The sequence below is a fragment of the uncultured Sphingobacterium sp. genome (assembly GCF_964277905.1).
GTDB classification, from domain to species: Bacteria; Bacteroidota; Bacteroidia; order Sphingobacteriales; family Sphingobacteriaceae; genus Sphingobacterium; species Sphingobacterium siyangense.
The window spans coordinates 688,419-707,507 of record NZ_CAXYKD010000048.1 but is presented as its reverse complement, the minus strand read 5'-3'; the positions used below and the strand labels follow the sequence as shown (position 1 = coordinate 707,507).

Sequence of the window (19,089 nt, the reverse complement as noted above, 5' to 3'; positions counted from 1 at the left end):
CGATTAAAATGTCAGGTTTAAATTAAGACCATAAGTCCGCGAGGCAGGTAATGTTCTCCAGCCACTAAATCCAATATTGGAAAGGTAAATGAATTCAGATTCACCGAAAATATTCGATTTGTCACGAATATTGATCAAGTTACGTCCAATCAAAGCCACCGAAGCAGACTTGATAAAACCCATTCTTTTTAGGGTTTGACCAGGAATTGTATAGCGAATGGAAAGCTCTCTGAGCTTAACATATTTGGCATTGAAAGAATTCGGTGCCAGAAAGGAACGCTGTGCCCCTAACCACCAAGCCTGGTCTCCAGCACTATATACCGATGTATTCTCTTCATACACACCTGGGCTAACTTCTAACACCGAGTTAGGGATAATAAAAGGTTGGCGATCATTTTCTGCTGTACGTGGCAACAAGCCATTGTTGAGGGTACTTTCCGCTGCAGCCGTATGGAAAACGCTGCCCCATCTCGAATCGACCTGTGCACTCAATTCAAATTGTTTGTAACGCACCAGCATGTTGGCGCCAAACATATGCACCGGCTGCGAAGTGCCCACCTTGGTATCCTGTGCAGCCTGTTTTACATTACCCTGCTGATCCACAATAATGTGGCCTTGAGGATCGCGTGCATAATCAGACAACATGAACGTTGGAAAACGTTCACCAACAACAAAATAATTATTTTTAAAGAGCTCCAATGAACCATTGCCTGGCAATTCGATGGCTCGATTGTCGTTGTGGGTATAATTAGCGCCGAGCGTCACCGTCCAGTCTTTATTGGAGACTAAATCACCTGAAAGGCTGAATTCCCAAGATTTACTTTCCATGCGAGCCGCATTCATCATCGAACGACCAAATCCGGTGACATAGGACGTATTAACTTCCAACGCTTGATCCTGGGCATCTGCATAAGCATAAGTTGCTTCAAGTCGCAATCTATTCCTCAAAAATTGTAACTGTGTACCGATTTCCCAAGAGTAGACGAACTCTGGCTTGAGGTCATAATTTGCATTCGTGCCGCTCATTTCAAATCCACTGAGATTTCCGTAGGGAAATCCGGCACTCGCCACATAGGTGTTGAGTAGTTGATAAGGAGCCACCGACACATTTGCCGTTTTACTCGCCGAGGCGTAGACTTTACCGTAGGAAAGTGTCTTGTTGTCTTTGAGCGCCTCAATGGCATCCGTAAAGATAAAGGATACATTTCCCCCCGGATAAAAGAATGTACGGTTGTCGGGACTTAAAAGTGAAACCGATTCATTTCTTCCATTAAATGTCGCAAACAGGTAATTGTTGTAACCCAAGGTAACCTCACCGAAGACCGAATAGCGTCGTGCATGTGTTTTATACGTACCACCAGTTAAATTCCCGGTGCGGTTATCCTGATTGTACGTTCCTGGTATCAAGACTGCATTCGATCCGACCTGAACGGAATTGGACGTTTGGTCCTGATAGTTATGCCCCACCAAAGCATGGGTAGAAAAATGACCAAATTTGCGGTCATACTGTAAAATTAAATCGCTATTCAGCTGTAATGTTGACAGCGTCCGATCCAGCACCGATCCCGCCTGATTGGCCGGTCGGGCATAAGCCTTTCCATCTGCACCGAACACCGATTTATAAGTAACCGGCGCATTCTCCGTCCGCAAAGCCGTGTTCACATTGGTTGCCCCTAATCTATAAATCGCTTTCAGATAATCGTTGAAGGCATAAGATAGGTTGACATTCCCATTTAGATTGTTTTGCGTATTGTAACGGCGCTGATTGTCGATTCCCCAGTATGGATTGATACTGCTATTGGAAAAGAAATAATCCGGACTTGCCTTCGGATCGTTTTGCCAGTCCTTCAATTCCGTGATCGGAATGTATAAGGGTAGACTTCGCACATTGTTCCAAGGTTCGGAAGTCGTGGTATTATCTGCCGTCCGCACATAAGCGACACTGTATCCAGCTTCCAGACGATCAAACTTCCGGCTTCCGTTAAACCGCAGGCTTGTTTTATTACTTTTATCTTTAGGTACAATCCCTTTTGTTAAAGCATGTTGCGCCGACATATAAAAGGTAGACTTTTGATCACCACCCGAAAAAGAAAGACCATTCTGTTGCGTAATTCCCGTATCAAAGAAATCCGCTTTTTGATTTTTCACTGGAGCATAGGGTAAATTCCACTGGGTTCCATCGGGTAACACAGGTCCGGTCTGAACTGTGCTGCCATCATATTTTGGTCCCCAGGAGCGAATTTCATAGGGCTGGAATACACCATTAAAACCAGCCCCAAATTCTTCCTGAAATTTAGGAAGCCAAGCAACGGATTCCAATAAGGTACTATTCGAAAAACTAATCTGACCTCGCCCCGACTTTCCTTTTTTCGTGGTCACCAAAATAACTCCGTTCACCCCCTGTGAACCGTAGATCGCTGCAGCATTGGCGCCTTTCAGCACCGTGACTTCTTCAATATCATTTGGATTGATCGCCGAAAAGGCCGAAGTTGCACGAGTCGAATTGGCCAGCTGCGGATTCAGGGCTTCAATGGCGGGCATCGGTACCCCATCGACCACAAAGAGTGGCTCATTGGCCCCATCGGCTATATTACGTGCTCCGCGAAGGGTTACCCGCACCTGCGGATTCACCCCCGAATCGAACATGTTGATCTGCAAGCCGGGCACCTTTCCCTGAAGCCCTTCCAATGGATTGACCACCGCAGTTTGATTGAGACTTTTGTCTCCAACAACAGCCGTAGATACGCCCACTTGACGCGCTTCGCGTTTGATACCAAAAGCCCCTGTAACCAACACCTCATCTATTTGCACCTGATTCTGAACAAGCGCAACATCTACATGACCTGCATGGTCAACCTTCAACTCATTCGGACGATAACCGACCGATTGAAAGATCAATACATCCCCCTTATTGACCAATAAACTAAATTTCCCCTTTTCATCTGTAGCCGTCGCCTGTGTGCTGCCCTTCACCTTTACCGTCACACCAGAAAGCGACCTACCGTTTTGACTATCATGAATCACTCCACTCAGGCGCGTATCTTGCGCCATTACCGCTTGACAATATAATGCCACAGCAAGTGTAGAGAGAACCTTAAAATTACGCATCGTGTATAAATTTGAGATTAATAACAGGCCAAAACTACTTTTATTTAGAATTAGTCTATATATAGTGAAGCGTTTTAAATGATGAATTAAATTCATCATTTAGGCATTTTATGCTATAGGAATAACTAGTATATTATCAGCCCTCCTATCGCTGGTTTTCCAATAAAACCTCAGTCGTGTTAAAAAAATATCCATGATATCGTACGATTTATCCATTCCCGGCGGCAACACACAAGGCTAATTTTGTAACGAAGAAATTTTATCCCAACGTACAAAAAAATCAACATATGTCTGTTTCCGATTTATTTAAACCCCTCACCCTGCTCCATGGTCCAGCCATGCGCAATCGCTTTATGCTAGCCCCTTTAACCAGTCAGCAAAGTGAATATGATGGTTCAGCTTCTCAATTCGATCAACAATGGATGGAGCAGCTAGCGCAAGGGGGCTATGGCCTGGTACAAACGAGTGCTGCAACAGTCGAGGCTGGAGGTATTGCCTTTGAGCGGCAACTGGGCATTCACAGTGAAGCACATCTCCCGGGTCTAATGCAAATGGCCAAAGCTGTACAACAGAGCGGCGCACTAGCTGCCGTACAACTCCACCATGCCGGCCATCGGGCGCAGCCTTCCTGGGGTGGCATTCCTGCCCCAGCTTCTGATCGCACCGTAAGCAATACCGCCGCAATAAGCACCGAAGTGGTTGAACGCATCCGCAACAGCTTTATCGCTGCAGCAAAAAGAGCGCAAAGGGCTGGATTTAACGGGATTTCTGTCCATGGCGCTTTCGGCTGGATACTGTCTGAGTTTCTTTCACCTCAGCTCAACGACCGTAACGACCGCTATGGCGGCAGCGCTGAAAATCGTGCCCGATTTACCCTTGAGGTCATCGAAGGAATCCGCAAAGCCTGTGGCCCTGATTTTCAGATCGGCTGGCGGCTATCCATCGAACGCTACGGCCTACGTCTGGAAGAACTGCGCGAACTTACCGCCGAAATTTTTGACAAAGAACTTATTGATTATCTGGATCTAGCGCTTTGGGATTCTGCGCAGCTGGTGCGTGATGGATCCCATCAAGGAAAAACAATGCTCAGTGTTTTCAGCGAACTACCCCGAAAAGGTGTACGCCTGGGTGTTGCCGGAAAGATTATGAGCGCACAGCGTGCGGGCGAATTGCTCGATCAAGGCTGTGATTTTGTCCTGATCGCCAGAGCGGGAATTCTACAACGTGATTTTCCGTTGCAGGTCAAAGCCAATCCGAGGTACCAAAGCCCTCAACTGCCCGTAACCGCCGACTACCTACGTCAAGGTGACTTGAGTGAGCGCTTTATCGAAACCATGCGCGGTTGGCAAACTTTCGTAAAACCAGGTTCATAAGACGACAAAAAACTCCATGACAATAGTAAAATCATCCATTCTCTAGGGGCAAATATTCCAGAATCTTTGCCTTACAATCAAAATTTATAAAGATGAACAAAACAGCAATCATTATTCTATCTGATCCCAAGGCCGGTTCAGAAGAAGCATTAGGAAGAGTGTTTAATGCGTTAGCATCAGCCTACGAATTTAAGCACGCAGGGGAAGATGTAAAAATCATCTTTCAGGGCACAGGAATCAGATGATTTTTTTTGTATTTACCGTCACCATCAGGAAATTGCTGCCAACGGCATTCTATTTAACAATGTCTATAAGAAGCCTTTTATCTGCTTAAATGAATGGGACAAAAAATCAATTGTACAGTTGATAAAGTCCATTGCGCACGAACTGAAGAATGGCGATTTCAGACAGGACGAGGTTCTGGTATCCTATCTTAAAATTTTGCTGGTTACAGCCACACGCATAAAATTAGAACAGCAGAGCCCTCAGGATGCCGAAATGCAGCCCATCAAACAGCAGTTTGTAATTCAGCGCCTAAAAAATGCCATAGAAGATAATTTCCGCATAAAACATGCTGCCAGTGACTATGCCGACTTATTACATCAGACAACCGCTTCGCTAGCCAGAATTGCAAAAAATCATTTTAATAAAACACTGTCCGAACTCATTATTGAACGCATCATTATTGAGGCAAAGCGCGAGCTGTACCTGACAGACAAAACAATCAAAGAAATCGCCTATGAACTCGGTTACGAGGATGAATATTATTTTAGTCGGTTATTTAAGAGCAAAACGGATGTTTCGCCCCAGATTTATAGGAATACAGTTGGTTTCAACCGAGCAATAGCCCCCTAATTGACAAGACATGATGAATACTTACATCCCCTACATGCGCATTTGTATCGCGCTGGCAAAAGAAGCATTGGCAAAAGGAGATCCACCGGTTGGCTCTTTGCTGGTTTTTGAAGATTAAATAATTGGCAAGGGAATCGAAGCCGGCAAATCAAGTGGCGATATTACCCAACATGCCGAAATTCTGGCCGTGAAAGATGCACTGGCAAATGGGCATGGTGACCTCCTAAGTCAAGCGGTTATGTTCAGTACGCACGAACCCTGCCTAATGTGCTCATACCTCATTAGACACCATCGCATTCCAAAAATAGTATTTGCTGTTTCAGTACCCTTTGTTGGCGGACAATCCTCAGATTTTAAAATCCTTGAAACAGAAACTGTACCCAAATGGGGGCAAAAACCAAGCATTGAATCGGGTATATTAAAAGAGGAATGTGAACGGCTCAATCAGGCCTTCACAGCCTACCTTCTGCAGCAAAAGAAATAGCCCCTGACAGATAGAAAAAGAACACCTCAAAAATCCTTATTGCAAATAATCGCAAATTTATCTAAGTTTGTCGGCACCTATATCGACTGCCGTGAATCTTAAAAATGAGATCGAATCTAAACACATACTGGAACGCCTTAAACAGGGCGACAGACTTGCGTTCGACCTTGTTTTTAAATCGTATTGGGATCCCCTATTAATTTACTTGTCTAAATTGGTAAAGGACCGAACGGATGCTGAGGATCTTTTACAGAATATTTTTGTTAACCTCTGGAACAAAGCACAATCTTCTGAAATCCAGCACCTGCACACTTGGCTCTACGGCGCGGCACGTAAAAGCGCCCTTTTTTACCACCGTACTCAAGGCAATCAAAAAAAACTTATTGCCTCCATCTTGGATTATATCCAGGTAGAAGGATTTTCGTTGAGCGAGCAGCAGCAAGGGAAAGAACTTCAGCAGATTATTGATCGTGAAATTGAACAGCTCCCTGCCAAGATGAAAGAAGTTTTTATTTTGAGCCGTCAGGAACAACTGAGCTACAAGGAAATTGCCGAACGTTTGGAGATCTCCGACCAAACTGTTAAAAAACAGATTAGCAACGCATTATCCATCCTCAGGAACAACCTCAAGAAACAGGGACTCTATTCACTTCTTCTCCTCCTCCTCATTGACTTAAAATAAATTTTACATTTTTTTAATATTCATCTACCACCAAATACGTTTTGGTGCAACTATCCTATAAACAGGGCCTCCAATGGAACAGAAAAATATTGCAGAAATCTTATTGAAATATGAACTCGGTGTTAGTTCAAATGAAGAGAACAAGCTTATTGAGTCTTGGTACAATATGCAGCATCCCGAGCACTGGATCCTTTATAGCGCCGAACAGGAAGACCGTAAAAATAAAATATTCCTCGGTATACAGCAACAGATTGCCCCCGAGCCTATGCTACGTAAACCACTATATCGTAAATTGGGCTGGATAAGCGCAGCCGCTGCCATCCTCTTGTTTTCGCTTGTATTTTTATTCAATCAGACCAGACAAAATCAACCTGATGCACTTGCTGCAATAGACCAGTTTAAACCTGGTCAGGAAAAAGCCATTCTTAAATTAGACAATGGATCCAGCTTCGATCTGAATGGTAGCAAAGCAGGCGTTAAAATTGTCAACGGCACTCCCGTATATCTGGACGGTTCTGCCATCAGTGATGCGGAGTTACAATCACATGAACTAACCATTCAAGTCCCCAATGGAGGTCAATACCAAGTGAACCTCCCGGATGGCACCAAGGTATGGCTGAATTCAGCATCTACCCTCAAGTATCCTTTACAATTTGAAGCAGAAAAACGGGAAGTCTCATTAAGCGGGGAAGCTTACTTTGAGGTCAGTAAAAACCCCCATCAGCCTTTTATTGTCAAATCCAGGAATCAGGAGGTCAAAGTACTTGGTACCATATTTAATATCAACAGTTACTCAAACCGCCAATTTGTTGAAACGACACTTCTTGAAGGTTCGGTCAATGTCAACCAACACCGCCTTGTCCCTGGCCAACGTTCGCTCATTTCCAATGTGTCCATTCAAATTCTCCCGGCCAATATAGAGGCTGCCATTGCCTGGAAAAAGGGGTATTTCCTCTTTGACAATGAGCCACTCGACCACATTTTGGCCACACTATCCCGATGGTATAATGTCGAATTTGAATATGAAAGTCCATCCACTAAGCAATTGACTTTCTGGGGTTCAATAGACAAAAATCAATCCCTAAGCAAAACGCTAACATTTTTGGAAAGTACCGATCAACTGAAATTTGATTACAAGAATGGCAAAATAGTCGTTCATAACAAGAAATAACTAACCTTTTTATACAAAAAAAACGCATTACCCTAAATCACAAACTACATGAACCGCCTAAAATCAATGCTATTGGTTACCTCAATGCTTGCTGGCAGCATGCTATCCGCACAGCAGCTCAGTTACCAGGGCAAACCGACACTCAAAGAGCTCTTTTCAGTCATCAGACAACAAACAGGCTATAATATCATTGCGTCCGCCAATCAGATAGACCTCGACACAGTTGTCAAAATAAAGGCAAAAGATAAAGCGTTGCGCGATGTCCTGGAAGAGGCCTTTAAAAACCTGCCGCTTACCTTTAAAATCGTTGGAAAAGAAATCACCATTCTTCGTGAAGAGAAAACGGAACAAAAACCAAAACAACAAAAAACAGCACAACAACTTTTCGCCAATGGAACTGTACGTGACAAATCGGGCCCCGTGGAATTGGTTACCATTTATAACAAAAGTAACGACAAAGTAACCTTCACGAATGAAAAAGGTGCGTTCAGTATTGAGCGGACAAATCATACCGACACCCTATTTTTTAGCTCAATCGGTTACGAAGAAAGACAATTTGTATTACCAGCAGGTCAACAGACCATTGATATGCAGCTCTTACAGACACAGACTGTTCTGGACGAAGTGAGCGTACTATCTTATGGTCAGCAGGTTTCAAAACGACTCAATACCGGCTCCACATCAGGCGTAACAGCGGCAACTATTGAAAAGACTCCAACCGCCGACCCGCTTATTGCACTTCAAAATCGTGTTCCTGGACTCCTCATTAATACCCTTAGTGGGCTACCAGGCGTACAGACGCAAGTTCAAATCCGTGGTATTAACACCGTAAATAAAGAAGGAAATGCCCAGCAGCCCCTTTTTATTGTCGATGGAATACCTTTCAACAATAATTCACTGGCCTACATTGGTGCCAATGGACTAACAAGTTCCATCTTGGGGGAAAGTCCCCTCAAAAGCATCGATCCGACAAGCATCGCCAGCATTGAGGTGCTTAAAGACGCTGATGCAACAGCCATTTATGGTGCACGTGGTGCCAATGGTGTCATCCTGATTACCACCAAACGTGGTAAGGTGGGGCGGCCCACCCTTAGCGCGGACTATTACCACAGTTTCGCTTCCATCGGACATTATATGAAAATGCTTAATACAGCGCAATATCTGGAAATGCGTCGTGAAGCCGCCCAAAATGACGGCATTGACATTACACCCGAGGCTTATCCCGATCTGCTCAACTGGAGCCAAACTGAAGATCACAATTGGCTGAAAGAATACTTTGGCAATGTAGCGCACACCTCCAATGCCGAACTATCCCTCTCTGGCGGTTCTGCCCGGTTCAACTATTTGCTTGGTGGCGGATTTCGTCGGGAAAACACCGTTTACGACAAGAAAAATGGCCTTTCTATTGGCAATTTTCGAAGCAACCTCGACTACAATAGCGCAGATGGAAAATTTACAGCGACGCTTTCAGCAAGTTATGCCACTGATAAAAACGACATTATACCACTTTCATTTAATAGTTTTCTGACACTCCCACCCAATTATTCCCTCTACAATCCTGATGGTGAATTGAATTGGGACCTCCAAGAAAATCCAATTGCCCAGCAGAAGAGGACAATTGAAAATAAAACCAAAAATCTCATCAGCAATGTCGGACTGAGCTACCGCATCTTACCCAACCTGGTTGCTAAGATCAACACGGGGTATACCCGGATGAAAATAAATCAGATGGCTCTTAATCCCCGAAGCTCATTCAATCCAGCCTACACAACTCCTGGAAACAATACGTTTACTGATGCCAGCACAGCAACTTTTAATTTCGAGCCGCAACTCGATTACGATCTAGTCATCGGGCGCAATGCTTTTCGTGCTCTCTTAGGGGGAACGTATATCAATAGTGAAAACGAATCGATTACGAAATCTGGCGGCGATTATATGGACGATAGCCTCTTAGAAGATATCAACGCTGCCGGGAGGATCGACATCTTGCAGTCCCAGACCCAATATCGTTTCCTTTCGGGCTTTGCCCGCCTAGGCTGGACTTTCGATCAAAAGTACGTGGTCAACGGTACCATCCGACGTGATGGTTCCTCTCGCTTTGGCCCTGGCAATAAATTTGGTAACTTTTGGTCGGTCGGTGCCGCCTGGATACTTAGTGAAGAAAATTGGCTAAAAGACAATCATATCGGTCTCAGCTTTGCGAAGTTAAGGGGGAGCTATGGCCTCACGGGCAATGATAATATTGGCGATTACTCCTATTTCGTCAATTATGAACGAAGCCTCGATAATTACCTCGGCCAAGGATTCTATCCTAAAAATCTATTTAATGCCAATTATCGCTGGGAAGTCAACAAAAAGCTCGACCTCGCCGCTGAGATGGGATTTCTCAAAGACCGGATCATTCTAGAAGTGAACTACTATCAAAATCGATCGGGCAACCAACTGGTGGGCTACGGTTTGCCGACACAGGTAGGATATAGTTCGGTCAATCAGAATCTGGATGCTACTGTACAAAATAGCGGCTGGGAATTTAGTTTTCAAACAACACCCATAAATAATCTCGCCTTCACCTGGAAAACCAACTTTACCATGAGCATCAATCGCAACAAACTGCTCGCCTTCCCGGATATCGCTGGTTCTCCCTACAGCCTTACCTACCAGGTGGGCAAGCCACTGAGCCTGATCTGGGGCTATGATTTTCTTGGTATCAATCCGACAGATGGCCAACCCCAATTCCGTGACCTGAATGGGGATGGTATCATCGCATTTCCCGACGACTATACGGTTTTATCGCCGAGTATTCCTGCATTCTTTGGTGGACTTGGCAACTCCTTCAATTACAAAAACTTTGACCTGGATATATTCTTCAGTTTTAAGAAAAATAAGAACGCTTATAATTACCCATTTTCCGATGCCGGAAGCTTAGTCAATGCGCCAGTTTCCGTGCTTGAACGCTGGCAGCATCCAGGGCAGGAAGCTAAATTTCCGGCTTATACCACCAATTCTATGGCGATGTCAAACTACACCAGCTCATCTGCCAATTACGTTGATGCTTCTTATATACGCCTCAGCAATGTGACCCTAAGCTACACCGTACCTAGCAAGTTTCTCGAAAAAATAAAGCTGAAAAACCTACGTGCCTACGCCACCGGAGCCAACCTATTCACCATAACAAAGTTCAAAGGAACGGACCCAGAAACAGGCATCGACATGCCGATGTTGCAAACATTCACCTTAGGGATACGCAGCTCTTTTTAAACCAATTTATATAGCTTATATGAACAGAAAATTCACGAAACTCATCTACTTTCTCCTCCCCCTCGGTTTGCTTTCCACAGGCTGCAATAAGCTGCTCGAGGTAACACCAAAGTATATTTATACCACGGAACAGATCTATGCCAATGACCAGCTTGCTGACAGTGTGGTACTGGCACTCTATGGTAAGTTTGCCAATATGCAAAATAGCCTTTCCCTGATGACCGGACTTTCATCCGATGAAATCAAACCTGGTATCAACAGTTTTAACCCAGGCTATACCTACATGTACACCTATAACCTAAATCCATTTTCGGGACCAACAAATGATTTTTGGCCCGCATGTTACACGGTTATTGGCATTAGCAATGCCATGATAGAAGGTGTGATGCAGTCCAAAGGTATGACCCTGGCCGGAAAGGACGAGGTCTTGGGGCAGGCCAAATTCATGCGGGCCCTCAACTATTATTTTTTAGTCAATTTGTATGGTGATGTACCTTTGGTATTAACCAGCAACTACCAAGAAGAACGGCTTAAGCCCCGCGTAGCAGTTTCGACGGTATATACTCAGATCATTCAGGATCTGGAAGAGGCAAGCAAACTGCTCGCCGATAATTATCCCAACCAACGCGTGCGGGCCAACAAGTGGGCCGCATTGGCACTCCTTTCGCGGGTTTACCTTTTCACCAAAGATTGGGCAAAAGCAGAGCAGGCTGCCAGTCAGGTTATCGGGCAAACGCAGCTCTTTCAATTGGGGCAATTGGATAATCCAACAGGCACAAAACCGATGGATATCTTTGTAAAAAACAACCCCGAACAGATTCTACAGCTATGGAACAGCCTTGGAGCCTCAATCGGTGGTATTAGCATGGGAGAATACGCCGGTTTTGCAGTAACGGATGATGAGACGGGTTTGCTCCCCGCATTTGAAGCCAACGACAAACGCCAAGAAAATTACGTCAAATTTGATGAGACGACAGCATCTTATCAAATCAACAAATACCGATCAACTGGCGAAGAAACAATGCCCAATAATGAGTATACATCTGTTTTACGCCTCAGTGAACAATACCTTAACCGGGCCGAAGCACGTTTAGAACTTGGACTGCCGACCGCCCTTGATGATATCAATATCCTCCGTAAAAGAGCTGGATTAGCCGACCTACCTAGCGGACTTCCTAAAACCCAAGCCCTTCAAGCTATCGTACAGGAACGTCGTGTGGAGCTCTCTTTTGAATGGGCCGACCGCTGGTTTACGCTCAAGCGCCTGGGACTGGCCGACGCTGTGATGTCTAAAGCAAAACCCTCGACCTGGAAATCGTTTGCGCAGCTCTACCCTGTCCCGACCACCGAAATTCAAAATAACAGACAATTAACGCAAAATCCGGGATACACCAACTAAACAAAATGATACAATGAAAGCCACTACGCTCCTTACCCTCGCATTTCTAGGTTCTATTGCAGGACTGCAAGCGCAAGAAAAAGCGCCTTATATCCTACAGGGAACACTTTCTGGCCTGCCCAAAAATCCGAAAGGAAAACTTTTCCTTCAACGATACGACTCCGACCTCAGCCTGGATTCCGCACGTATTCAACAGGGATCCTTTCGGTTTAAAGGTACAACGGAAGGCCCCGAAATGGCCAACCTGTTCTACATAAACGCTACTGGTGAACGATCAGAAACACTTGACTTCTACCTACATAAAGGAAATATTTCAATCAAAGCCACACTGGGCCATCTTCACGAAGCCGCCATCCGCGGTTCGGCACTTAATGCCGATGCCAAAAGCTTCGACACCGCCCATAAAACGATATTGGACAGTGTAAACGCACTTACCTCGGCCTATTTCAAAGCAGAGGAAATTCTCTCTCAAGACAGCTTCCGTATGGATTCGCCCGCGCGTGCGACCATCAACAAAATTGATGTCGACCTCAACAAATGGTCTGCCCAACTCAGTCAGGAACAAGCCGACTACGTTGCAAAAAATCCCAATAACGCACTCAGTCTTTTTAAATTGCAACGATTATTGAAAGACACGGCAAACCAGCAACTTGTTGCCGGACTTTATGAAAAGCTCAACCCAACATTGAAAAATACACCAGCAGGACAGGAACTGAAAGATCAGCTTGCCAACCTCGAAAACTTAAAATTGGGTGATCTGGCTCCTGAGTTTGCCTTGACCGACACCACAGGCAAGCAAATCAACTTAAGTGATTTTCGCGGCAAATATGTGCTTGTTGATTTCTGGGCCAGTTGGTGCGTTCCATGCCGGGTCGAAAATGAGCATGTTCAGCAGGCATATGATGCCTTCAAAGACAAAGGATTCGAAGTACTGGGCATCTCCACAGATATGATGCTGAGCAGCTGGAAAAAAGCCGTTGCCGACGACGGCATGACCTGGACGAATGTTGTAGACCCCGAAAGTAAGGTGAGCGGACAGTATCATATCAAAAGCATTCCGTCCAATTTCCTCTTGGATCCAACAGGAAAAATTATCGGCGTAAATCTACGCGGAGAATCACTTTATGAAAAACTAAAAAACACACTCTAATTCAACCCCTTACACACAATTATATGCATTTAAAACAACTGCTCTATCTATCACTACTAGGCTTTAGCCCAATACTTGCCCATAGCAGCACTTTACCGGGATCTACAGAAATCGTATGGACGAAACAGCACGCAGATACAGCGGCTCTACCGCTTGACAAAAGTGTACGTTATGGTAAATTGCCTAACGGCCTCACCTACTATATCCGCAAAAATACCGAACCGCAAGAACGGGTATTTATGTATTTGGTCAATAACGTGGGATCCATCCTAGAAAATGAACAACAACGTGGACTTGCACATTTTCTGGAACACATGGCATTTAATGGTACCACGCATTATCCCAATAATGCCCTTGTAGATTACCTGCAAAAAAATGGAATCAGTTTTGGTGCCGATATCAATGCTTACACCAGCTTCAATGAAACAGTGTATCAACTGCAATTGCCTTCCAACAACGGCGAACTGGTTAACAATGGATTTCAGATTCTTCAGGATTGGGCCCAAGGAATCAGTTTAGATCATGGTGAAATTGACAAAGAACGCGGAGTCATTATGGAGGAAAAACGTGCTGGCAAAAGCTTGAGCGAACGTATACAGGACAAAACCCTGCCCGTTGCACTCAACCAGTCGCTTTATGCGCAGCGTATTCCGATCGGCACAGAGCAGGTTATCCAGCATTTCCCCTATCAAGAAATTGAAAGTTTTTATAAAAACTGGTATCGCCCCAATCTCCAGGCTGTCATTGTCGTTGGAGACATCAATGTGGATCAGACGGAGCAGCTTCTAAAAAAGCAGTTTTCTGCCCTTAAAAACCCTATAAAACCAACACCGCGCCAGGAATATACAATTCCATTGAAAGGAAAAAACCAGTTTATGGTCGTGACAGATCCCGAAATCACTTCAACATCCATCGATATCAGCATCAAATATCCGGAGCGCAAACTCAAAAGTGCGGCTGACTTTAAACAAGCCATTGTCAAAACTCTATTTAACGACATGATGGCTGGTCGTTACAACCCGATATTCCGTACCGCAAATCCACCATTTTTAGGCGGCGGAGCCTCATTAGGTGGCTTTATGGGTGGATTGGATGTTTTCACCATCCAGATTAATGCCAAACCGAGACGTCTCAAAGAAGGGTTTGACGCAGTGTGGCGTGAGATCTTCCGCGCAAAACAACTTGGCTTTACCGCCAATGAGCTCCAACGCGCCAAAGATTCCTACCTAAGTCAAATGGAAAATCTGTTGGAAGAGAAAGATAAAATCGCGTCCTCACAATATGTGCAGGAATATATCCAGCATTTTCTAAATGGCGTCGCCTCTCCGGGAATTGAACACGAAATGAAATTGATCAACCAGATCCTTCCAAAAATCAGCCTTTCGGATATACAGCAGATACTGCAGCAATATCTTAACGATAGCAACCGCGATATGATTATTTTGGCACCAGAAGCTGAAAAAGCTACATTGCCAAACGAAGCTGATATGGTCGGCTGGATCAATACACTTTCCAATGAGAAATTGACGGCATTTAAGGAAGAACTGAGTGACCTCCCCCTCCTAAAAAGTGATATCAAAGCTGGAACAATCGTTAAAGAAGAAAAAGACGATCAATTGGCAACAACAACCTTGACGTTGAGCAACAATATTAAAGTCCTTTTGAAACCAACTAACTATCAAAATAATCAAATCACCTTCCAAGGTTTTTCCTATGGTGGAACTTCCGTCTATGACGATAAAGATTTCCAAAGCGCCACCAATGCTGTAAATCTTGTCGGAGCCAGTGGGCTGGGCAACTATAACGCCGATCAGTTTGAAAAATCACTGGCCGGACGCACGGCCTCAGCATCACCTTTTATCAGTGAGACAGCACAAGGTGTAAGCGGCTATGCCAATAACAAAGATCTTACGCTCGCGCTCGAGATGATGTACGGCTATTTCACCGAGCCCCGTTTAGATACAGCGATCACTGCCGGCATCTTGGCAAACGCCAAAGATGGTCTTAAAGACCGCGACAAAAATGGCGACGCTGTATTTCAGGATTCGGTCATGGCTTTATTATCGGGTAATAACATCCGCCGCACCGGATTAACAGCCGATAAAATCAACCAAATTGATCCACAACGTGCACTGGCCATCTATAAAGAACGATTCGCAGATGCTTCCGACTACAAGTTTACTTTTGTTGGCAGCTTCGACATTGAAAAAATAAAACCGCTCATCGCCAAGTATATCGGTGGTTTACCAAGCACCGGACAGAAAGAAACGGCCTACCGCAACCTACATATCAATATTCCAGCCGGAAAAATTGATAAAAAGTTTGCCCTAAGCAAGGAAGACAAAGCCATGGTTTATCTCGTTCTATCGGATGAATACGATTACAACGAACAGCATAACATCGCTTTACAGGCATTTAGAGAAGTCCTGGAAATTCGTTTGCTGGAGAGACTACGTGAAGAAGAAGGTGGTGTGTACTCGCCTTCCATCCAAATGGACTACAACAAATTACCGGATGCCCGCTATACGCTTACGGTAGCTTTCAGCTGCTCAGTGGCCAATGCCGACAAGCTTGCGCAATATTCCATCGAGGAAATTGAAAAACTAAAAAAAGAAGGCCCCTCGGCTGAAAATCTCGAAAAGTTTAAAGCAAACGACAAGCTAAACTATGAGTCAGCCTTGAAAACCAACGACTTCTGGTCCAACTATCTCTATAGCAATCTTTACAATGGAGATGATATGCACCGCATTTTTCAACGTTCAGCTTTGCGCGATCATTTGAATCCTGCTACTGTTAAAGAAGTTGCTCAACGCTTTATAAATGACAAAAACGTCATCAAGATTGTGCAACTTCCAGAAGCTAAAAAATAACTTTTTCAATCCTATACGTATTGAGTTGCTAACGTGAATTAGCAAAAAAAGCCGCAAAGTGTTTCTTTGCGGCTTTCTCGTTGTTGGCTAGTCCAACTTGAGGTCTTTTTTAGTTGACATATTTCCAGCTAAAAGCTTTCCCGTGCACATCCACTTCGAGATGCCCGGGTGCAGTTCCCTCAAAAGCTCCATGCCACCAATTGCCCGACACTGCTCCTGCTGTAATAAACTGTACGCCCTTGACTTTAATCTCTTCATACAAATGCATATGTCCCTGCAACACCAGCTTCAGGCTGTGGTCTTTAAAAAGATCAAACACCTGCTTTTGGTTTGTAAACGTATCTGCAGCTGTATAACGACCCTCCAAAACCGGATAATAAACCGATAAAAAAGGGACATGCGAGATAATCACCAATGGCTGATCTTTGCCTGTCTTTTCGACAAGATCCTTCAGCCAGGCCAGCTGCTTACCACCAATAACATACTGATTATCTTTTGTTTCCACGCTATTTAGCACGATAAATTTCCAGCCCTTATGGTCAAAACTGTAATAGGTCTGCCCAAAAGTCTTTTCAAAGAGCGCAAAATCATCTTTGCCGTCCCGCAGATCGCGCGGCAAACGGTCGTGATTGCCTATAGCCATGTGGTAAGGCTTTTTAGTGCGGTCAAAAAGCCCCTTCAACGACTTAAGTCGTTGCTCGCCAGCAGCAAGATTAGCCGATTTCAAATTATCAATATCCACATTATCGCCACCGCTTAGTAGCAGCTCTACCCCAGGCGAAAGTGATTTTAACCGTTGCTCCACTTGCCCCAGTGTAGAATCGCTATGCACATGCAGGTCTGTTAAAAACGCAAACTTAAATTCCTGTGCACAGATCGTCTCAAGGCTACATAATGTGAGGAACAGCAAACATAAAGTCCTTGTGATTGAATTCTTCATTACCATCCGAATATTTGTTTAAGATTATCATTTAAAAGTATCTCCCCTTGCGGTATCGGGCGATAGTAGAATTTGGGCACTTCAAAAGTCCCCGTATTTTCGATGGTTTCGACAGTTCCGCTATTTCCATCCGAGAGAAATACACCGACATCCTGTCCAAAGCGTCCCACACGGTAGTATTGCAATTCTCTGCCTAAACTGTTTTTCTCTTTCACTGCCGGAATAGACGATGAGGAAGCCAACAGTACGATATCCGGAATACCGTCGCCAGTCATATCATGTTGCCCCAATCCGGAGAAGTAAATGCCCTCACGTTTGTTCTTCAACAATTCACCGACATTCCAGCGCATCAGATCTGTGAAACGGAATCCCTCAAAAGCCAATTCAACGCGACGTTCTCTTCGGATCTCCAGCACAAGGTTACGCTGGTTGCTTTCGACATTGCTGTAACGCGCCGCCATAAGGGGATCAATACCTACACCGACGACCATATCTGGCATACCCGCTCGTCTACGCAACAGATTGATACTACGATCAAGATCGGCTTGTGTCAGCTGCCCCAGCTCGGCCTTCGCTTCCGCAAAATTCAATAAAACCTCGGCATAGCGGTATAAAGGAATATCGAGGTTATTGCGCGCTTCTAGACTGAGTGTATTCTGAAATCCTTTAATCTGGTGGTAGCCCGAGAAATTTTTGGCCAATTGCTGCACATACAGTCCCGCCCCTTGCGCATAGGTATGCGAATAAACCAGCTGCCATCCCGGATAAGCATAGGTTTGTGCCAAACGCGGATCGCGGTTTTCGAACTCTTTGACGAAAGTATTTTTTTCATAACCTGGCTGTGCTGCATAAAATGAACCATCTTTCATTAAATAAGCCTGCACAAGATCCCGCAATGGATAGTATTCATAATTACCAAACATGCCCGGCCATGAATCTGCGTTAAGTACATTGTTGGCATAAAAACGCCCCATTACCACCTCTTTGTTATTTTCGAGGTTTTCACTGAAAAATAAGCTGCCATAGTCCTGATCAGGTTTACCAGTATTGTAGATGGTAAAACCACCCTCACGCATCAGCTGATCACTCAACGCTTGTGCTTTGTTCAAAAATTCAGTCGCCGAAGTTTTCAATTCCAGTTCGTTGTGATATTTCCGGTAAGTTCCTTCATACAGGGCAAAGCGTCCGTATTCCTGCAGCACAACCCACTTGTTGACAGTTCCTAATTTTATACGCGGCTGTACGTTTTGTGCGGCAAACTCAAAATCTTCCATGATTTTCTGCACAACTGTCGCACGCGGATCACGCTTGGCAAATAAATAGTCCGTATCGCCAACCTCCAGGGCTTTGTCTACCCAGGGCACATCTGAAAAACGCTGTACCTTCTCGGCATAAAAGCGTGCCCGAAAATACCGGCCCAAGCCCTCATAATGAGCCTTCTCACTATCGCTGATCTTTGCCTTGCCCATGTGCTGTAGAAAGAAATTAATTTTGCGGAGATCGTCCCATCTCCAGCCGCCTGAGATCGTCGCCGCAGAGGCATTACCGGCCATAATGGTTTTAATCTCCGTATTTCCCGTTGTACTCGCATTGTCTGTCGTAGCATCCGATTGATAGATCCCAATTCCTGAGAAATTATATAGGCCATTAATGTACAGCTCCAGGTCTGTCGCTGTATTGAAGAAATTTTCATTATTGATCGCAGTCTCGGGAACACGATCCAAATAGTTGTCGTTACAGCCCCCAAGCAGAGAAAGTCCCGAACATAAGAAAGCTAATTTTAGATATTTATTTTTCAT

General features: G+C 44.7%; 13 protein-coding genes. 10 read left to right on the top strand and 3 right to left on the bottom strand.

Annotated features, from left to right (window positions below):
• Positions 1-3 precede the first annotated feature (3 nt).
• Positions 4-3,108: a SusC/RagA family TonB-linked outer membrane protein gene (locus ACHWSC_RS24705; RefSeq protein ID WP_394678585.1), complete on the bottom strand. Its 3,105-nt coding sequence runs from the start codon at positions 3,106-3,108 to the stop codon at positions 4-6.
• 287 nt (positions 3,109-3,395) lie between these two features.
• Here ACHWSC_RS24705 and ACHWSC_RS24700 point away from each other — a divergent pair, with 287 nt between their 5' ends.
• The 10 genes from ACHWSC_RS24700 to ACHWSC_RS24655 all read left to right on the top strand — a co-directional run bounded on the left by ACHWSC_RS24700 (position 3,396) and on the right by ACHWSC_RS24655 (position 16,350).
• Complete coding sequence (locus ACHWSC_RS24700; RefSeq protein WP_394678584.1) at positions 3,396-4,481, top strand: NADH:flavin oxidoreductase; 1,086 nt, start codon at positions 3,396-3,398, stop codon at positions 4,479-4,481.
• 92 nt (positions 4,482-4,573) lie between these two features.
• Positions 4,574-4,726: a hypothetical protein gene (locus tag ACHWSC_RS24695; RefSeq protein WP_394678583.1), complete on the top strand. Its 153-nt coding sequence runs from the start codon at positions 4,574-4,576 to the stop codon at positions 4,724-4,726.
• 118 nt (positions 4,727-4,844) lie between these two features.
• Positions 4,845-5,336, top strand: coding sequence for a helix-turn-helix domain-containing protein (locus tag ACHWSC_RS24690; protein WP_394678582.1), 492 nt, complete (start codon positions 4,845-4,847; stop codon positions 5,334-5,336).
• A gap of 118 nt (positions 5,337-5,454) precedes the next feature.
• A complete protein-coding gene (locus tag ACHWSC_RS24685; RefSeq protein WP_394678902.1) occupies positions 5,455-5,820 on the top strand; it encodes a nucleoside deaminase in 366 nt (121 codons plus the stop codon).
• Between the two features lie 91 nt (positions 5,821-5,911).
• Positions 5,912-6,502, top strand: a complete 591-nt coding sequence (locus tag ACHWSC_RS24680; protein ID WP_394678581.1) for an RNA polymerase sigma factor — start codon at positions 5,912-5,914, stop codon at positions 6,500-6,502.
• 73 nt (positions 6,503-6,575) lie between these two features.
• On the top strand, positions 6,576-7,673 hold the full coding sequence (locus tag ACHWSC_RS24675; protein ID WP_394678580.1) for a FecR family protein: 1,098 nt from the start codon (positions 6,576-6,578) through the stop codon (positions 7,671-7,673).
• A gap of 48 nt (positions 7,674-7,721) precedes the next feature.
• The gene (locus ACHWSC_RS24670; RefSeq protein WP_394678579.1) at positions 7,722-10,931 is read left to right on the top strand and encodes a SusC/RagA family TonB-linked outer membrane protein; all 3,210 of its coding nucleotides are present in this window, start codon (positions 7,722-7,724) and stop codon (positions 10,929-10,931) included.
• A 19-nt stretch (positions 10,932-10,950) separates the two neighbouring features.
• Entirely contained in the window at positions 10,951-12,330 is a 1,380-nt protein-coding gene (locus tag ACHWSC_RS24665; RefSeq protein ID WP_394678578.1) for a RagB/SusD family nutrient uptake outer membrane protein, read from the top strand.
• Between the two features lie 13 nt (positions 12,331-12,343).
• The gene (locus ACHWSC_RS24660; RefSeq protein ID WP_394678577.1) at positions 12,344-13,480 is read left to right on the top strand and encodes a redoxin domain-containing protein; all 1,137 of its coding nucleotides are present in this window, start codon (positions 12,344-12,346) and stop codon (positions 13,478-13,480) included.
• 23 nt (positions 13,481-13,503) lie between these two features.
• The gene (locus tag ACHWSC_RS24655; protein WP_394678576.1) at positions 13,504-16,350 is read left to right on the top strand and encodes a M16 family metallopeptidase; all 2,847 of its coding nucleotides are present in this window, start codon (positions 13,504-13,506) and stop codon (positions 16,348-16,350) included.
• Between the two features lie 109 nt (positions 16,351-16,459).
• On the opposite strand, the gene ACHWSC_RS24650 is transcribed toward ACHWSC_RS24655, so the two are convergent.
• A complete protein-coding gene (locus ACHWSC_RS24650; RefSeq protein ID WP_394678575.1) occupies positions 16,460-17,290 on the bottom strand; it encodes a metallophosphoesterase family protein in 831 nt (276 codons plus the stop codon).
• Positions 17,290-19,089 carry a RagB/SusD family nutrient uptake outer membrane protein gene (locus tag ACHWSC_RS24645; protein WP_394678574.1) on the bottom strand — a complete coding sequence of 600 codons (1,800 nt, stop codon included), beginning with the start codon at positions 19,087-19,089 and terminating at the stop codon, positions 17,290-17,292. The genes ACHWSC_RS24650 and ACHWSC_RS24645 overlap by 1 nt, the downstream gene beginning before the upstream one ends.

Bases quoted from the DNA above. Each gene is read 5' to 3' on its own strand.
- ACHWSC_RS24655 (WP_394678576.1), top strand. From the start codon at position 13,504: ATGCATTTAAAACAACTGCTCTATCTATCACTACTAGGCTTTAGCCCA.
- ACHWSC_RS24670 (WP_394678579.1), top strand. From the start codon at position 7,722: ATGAACCGCCTAAAATCAATGCTATTGGTTACCTCAATGCTTGCTGGC.
- ACHWSC_RS24695 (WP_394678583.1), top strand. From the start codon at position 4,574: ATGAACAAAACAGCAATCATTATTCTATCTGATCCCAAGGCCGGTTCA.
- ACHWSC_RS24705 (WP_394678585.1), bottom strand. From the start codon at position 3,108: ATGCGTAATTTTAAGGTTCTCTCTACACTTGCTGTGGCATTATATTGT.
- ACHWSC_RS24650 (WP_394678575.1), bottom strand. From the start codon at position 17,290: ATGAAGAATTCAATCACAAGGACTTTATGTTTGCTGTTCCTCACATTA.
- ACHWSC_RS24675 (WP_394678580.1), top strand. From the start codon at position 6,576: ATGGAACAGAAAAATATTGCAGAAATCTTATTGAAATATGAACTCGGT.
- ACHWSC_RS24645 (WP_394678574.1), bottom strand. From the start codon at position 19,089: ATGAAAAATAAATATCTAAAATTAGCTTTCTTATGTTCGGGACTTTCT.
- ACHWSC_RS24700 (WP_394678584.1), top strand. From the start codon at position 3,396: ATGTCTGTTTCCGATTTATTTAAACCCCTCACCCTGCTCCATGGTCCA.
- ACHWSC_RS24665 (WP_394678578.1), top strand. From the start codon at position 10,951: ATGAACAGAAAATTCACGAAACTCATCTACTTTCTCCTCCCCCTCGGT.
- ACHWSC_RS24660 (WP_394678577.1), top strand. From the start codon at position 12,344: ATGAAAGCCACTACGCTCCTTACCCTCGCATTTCTAGGTTCTATTGCA.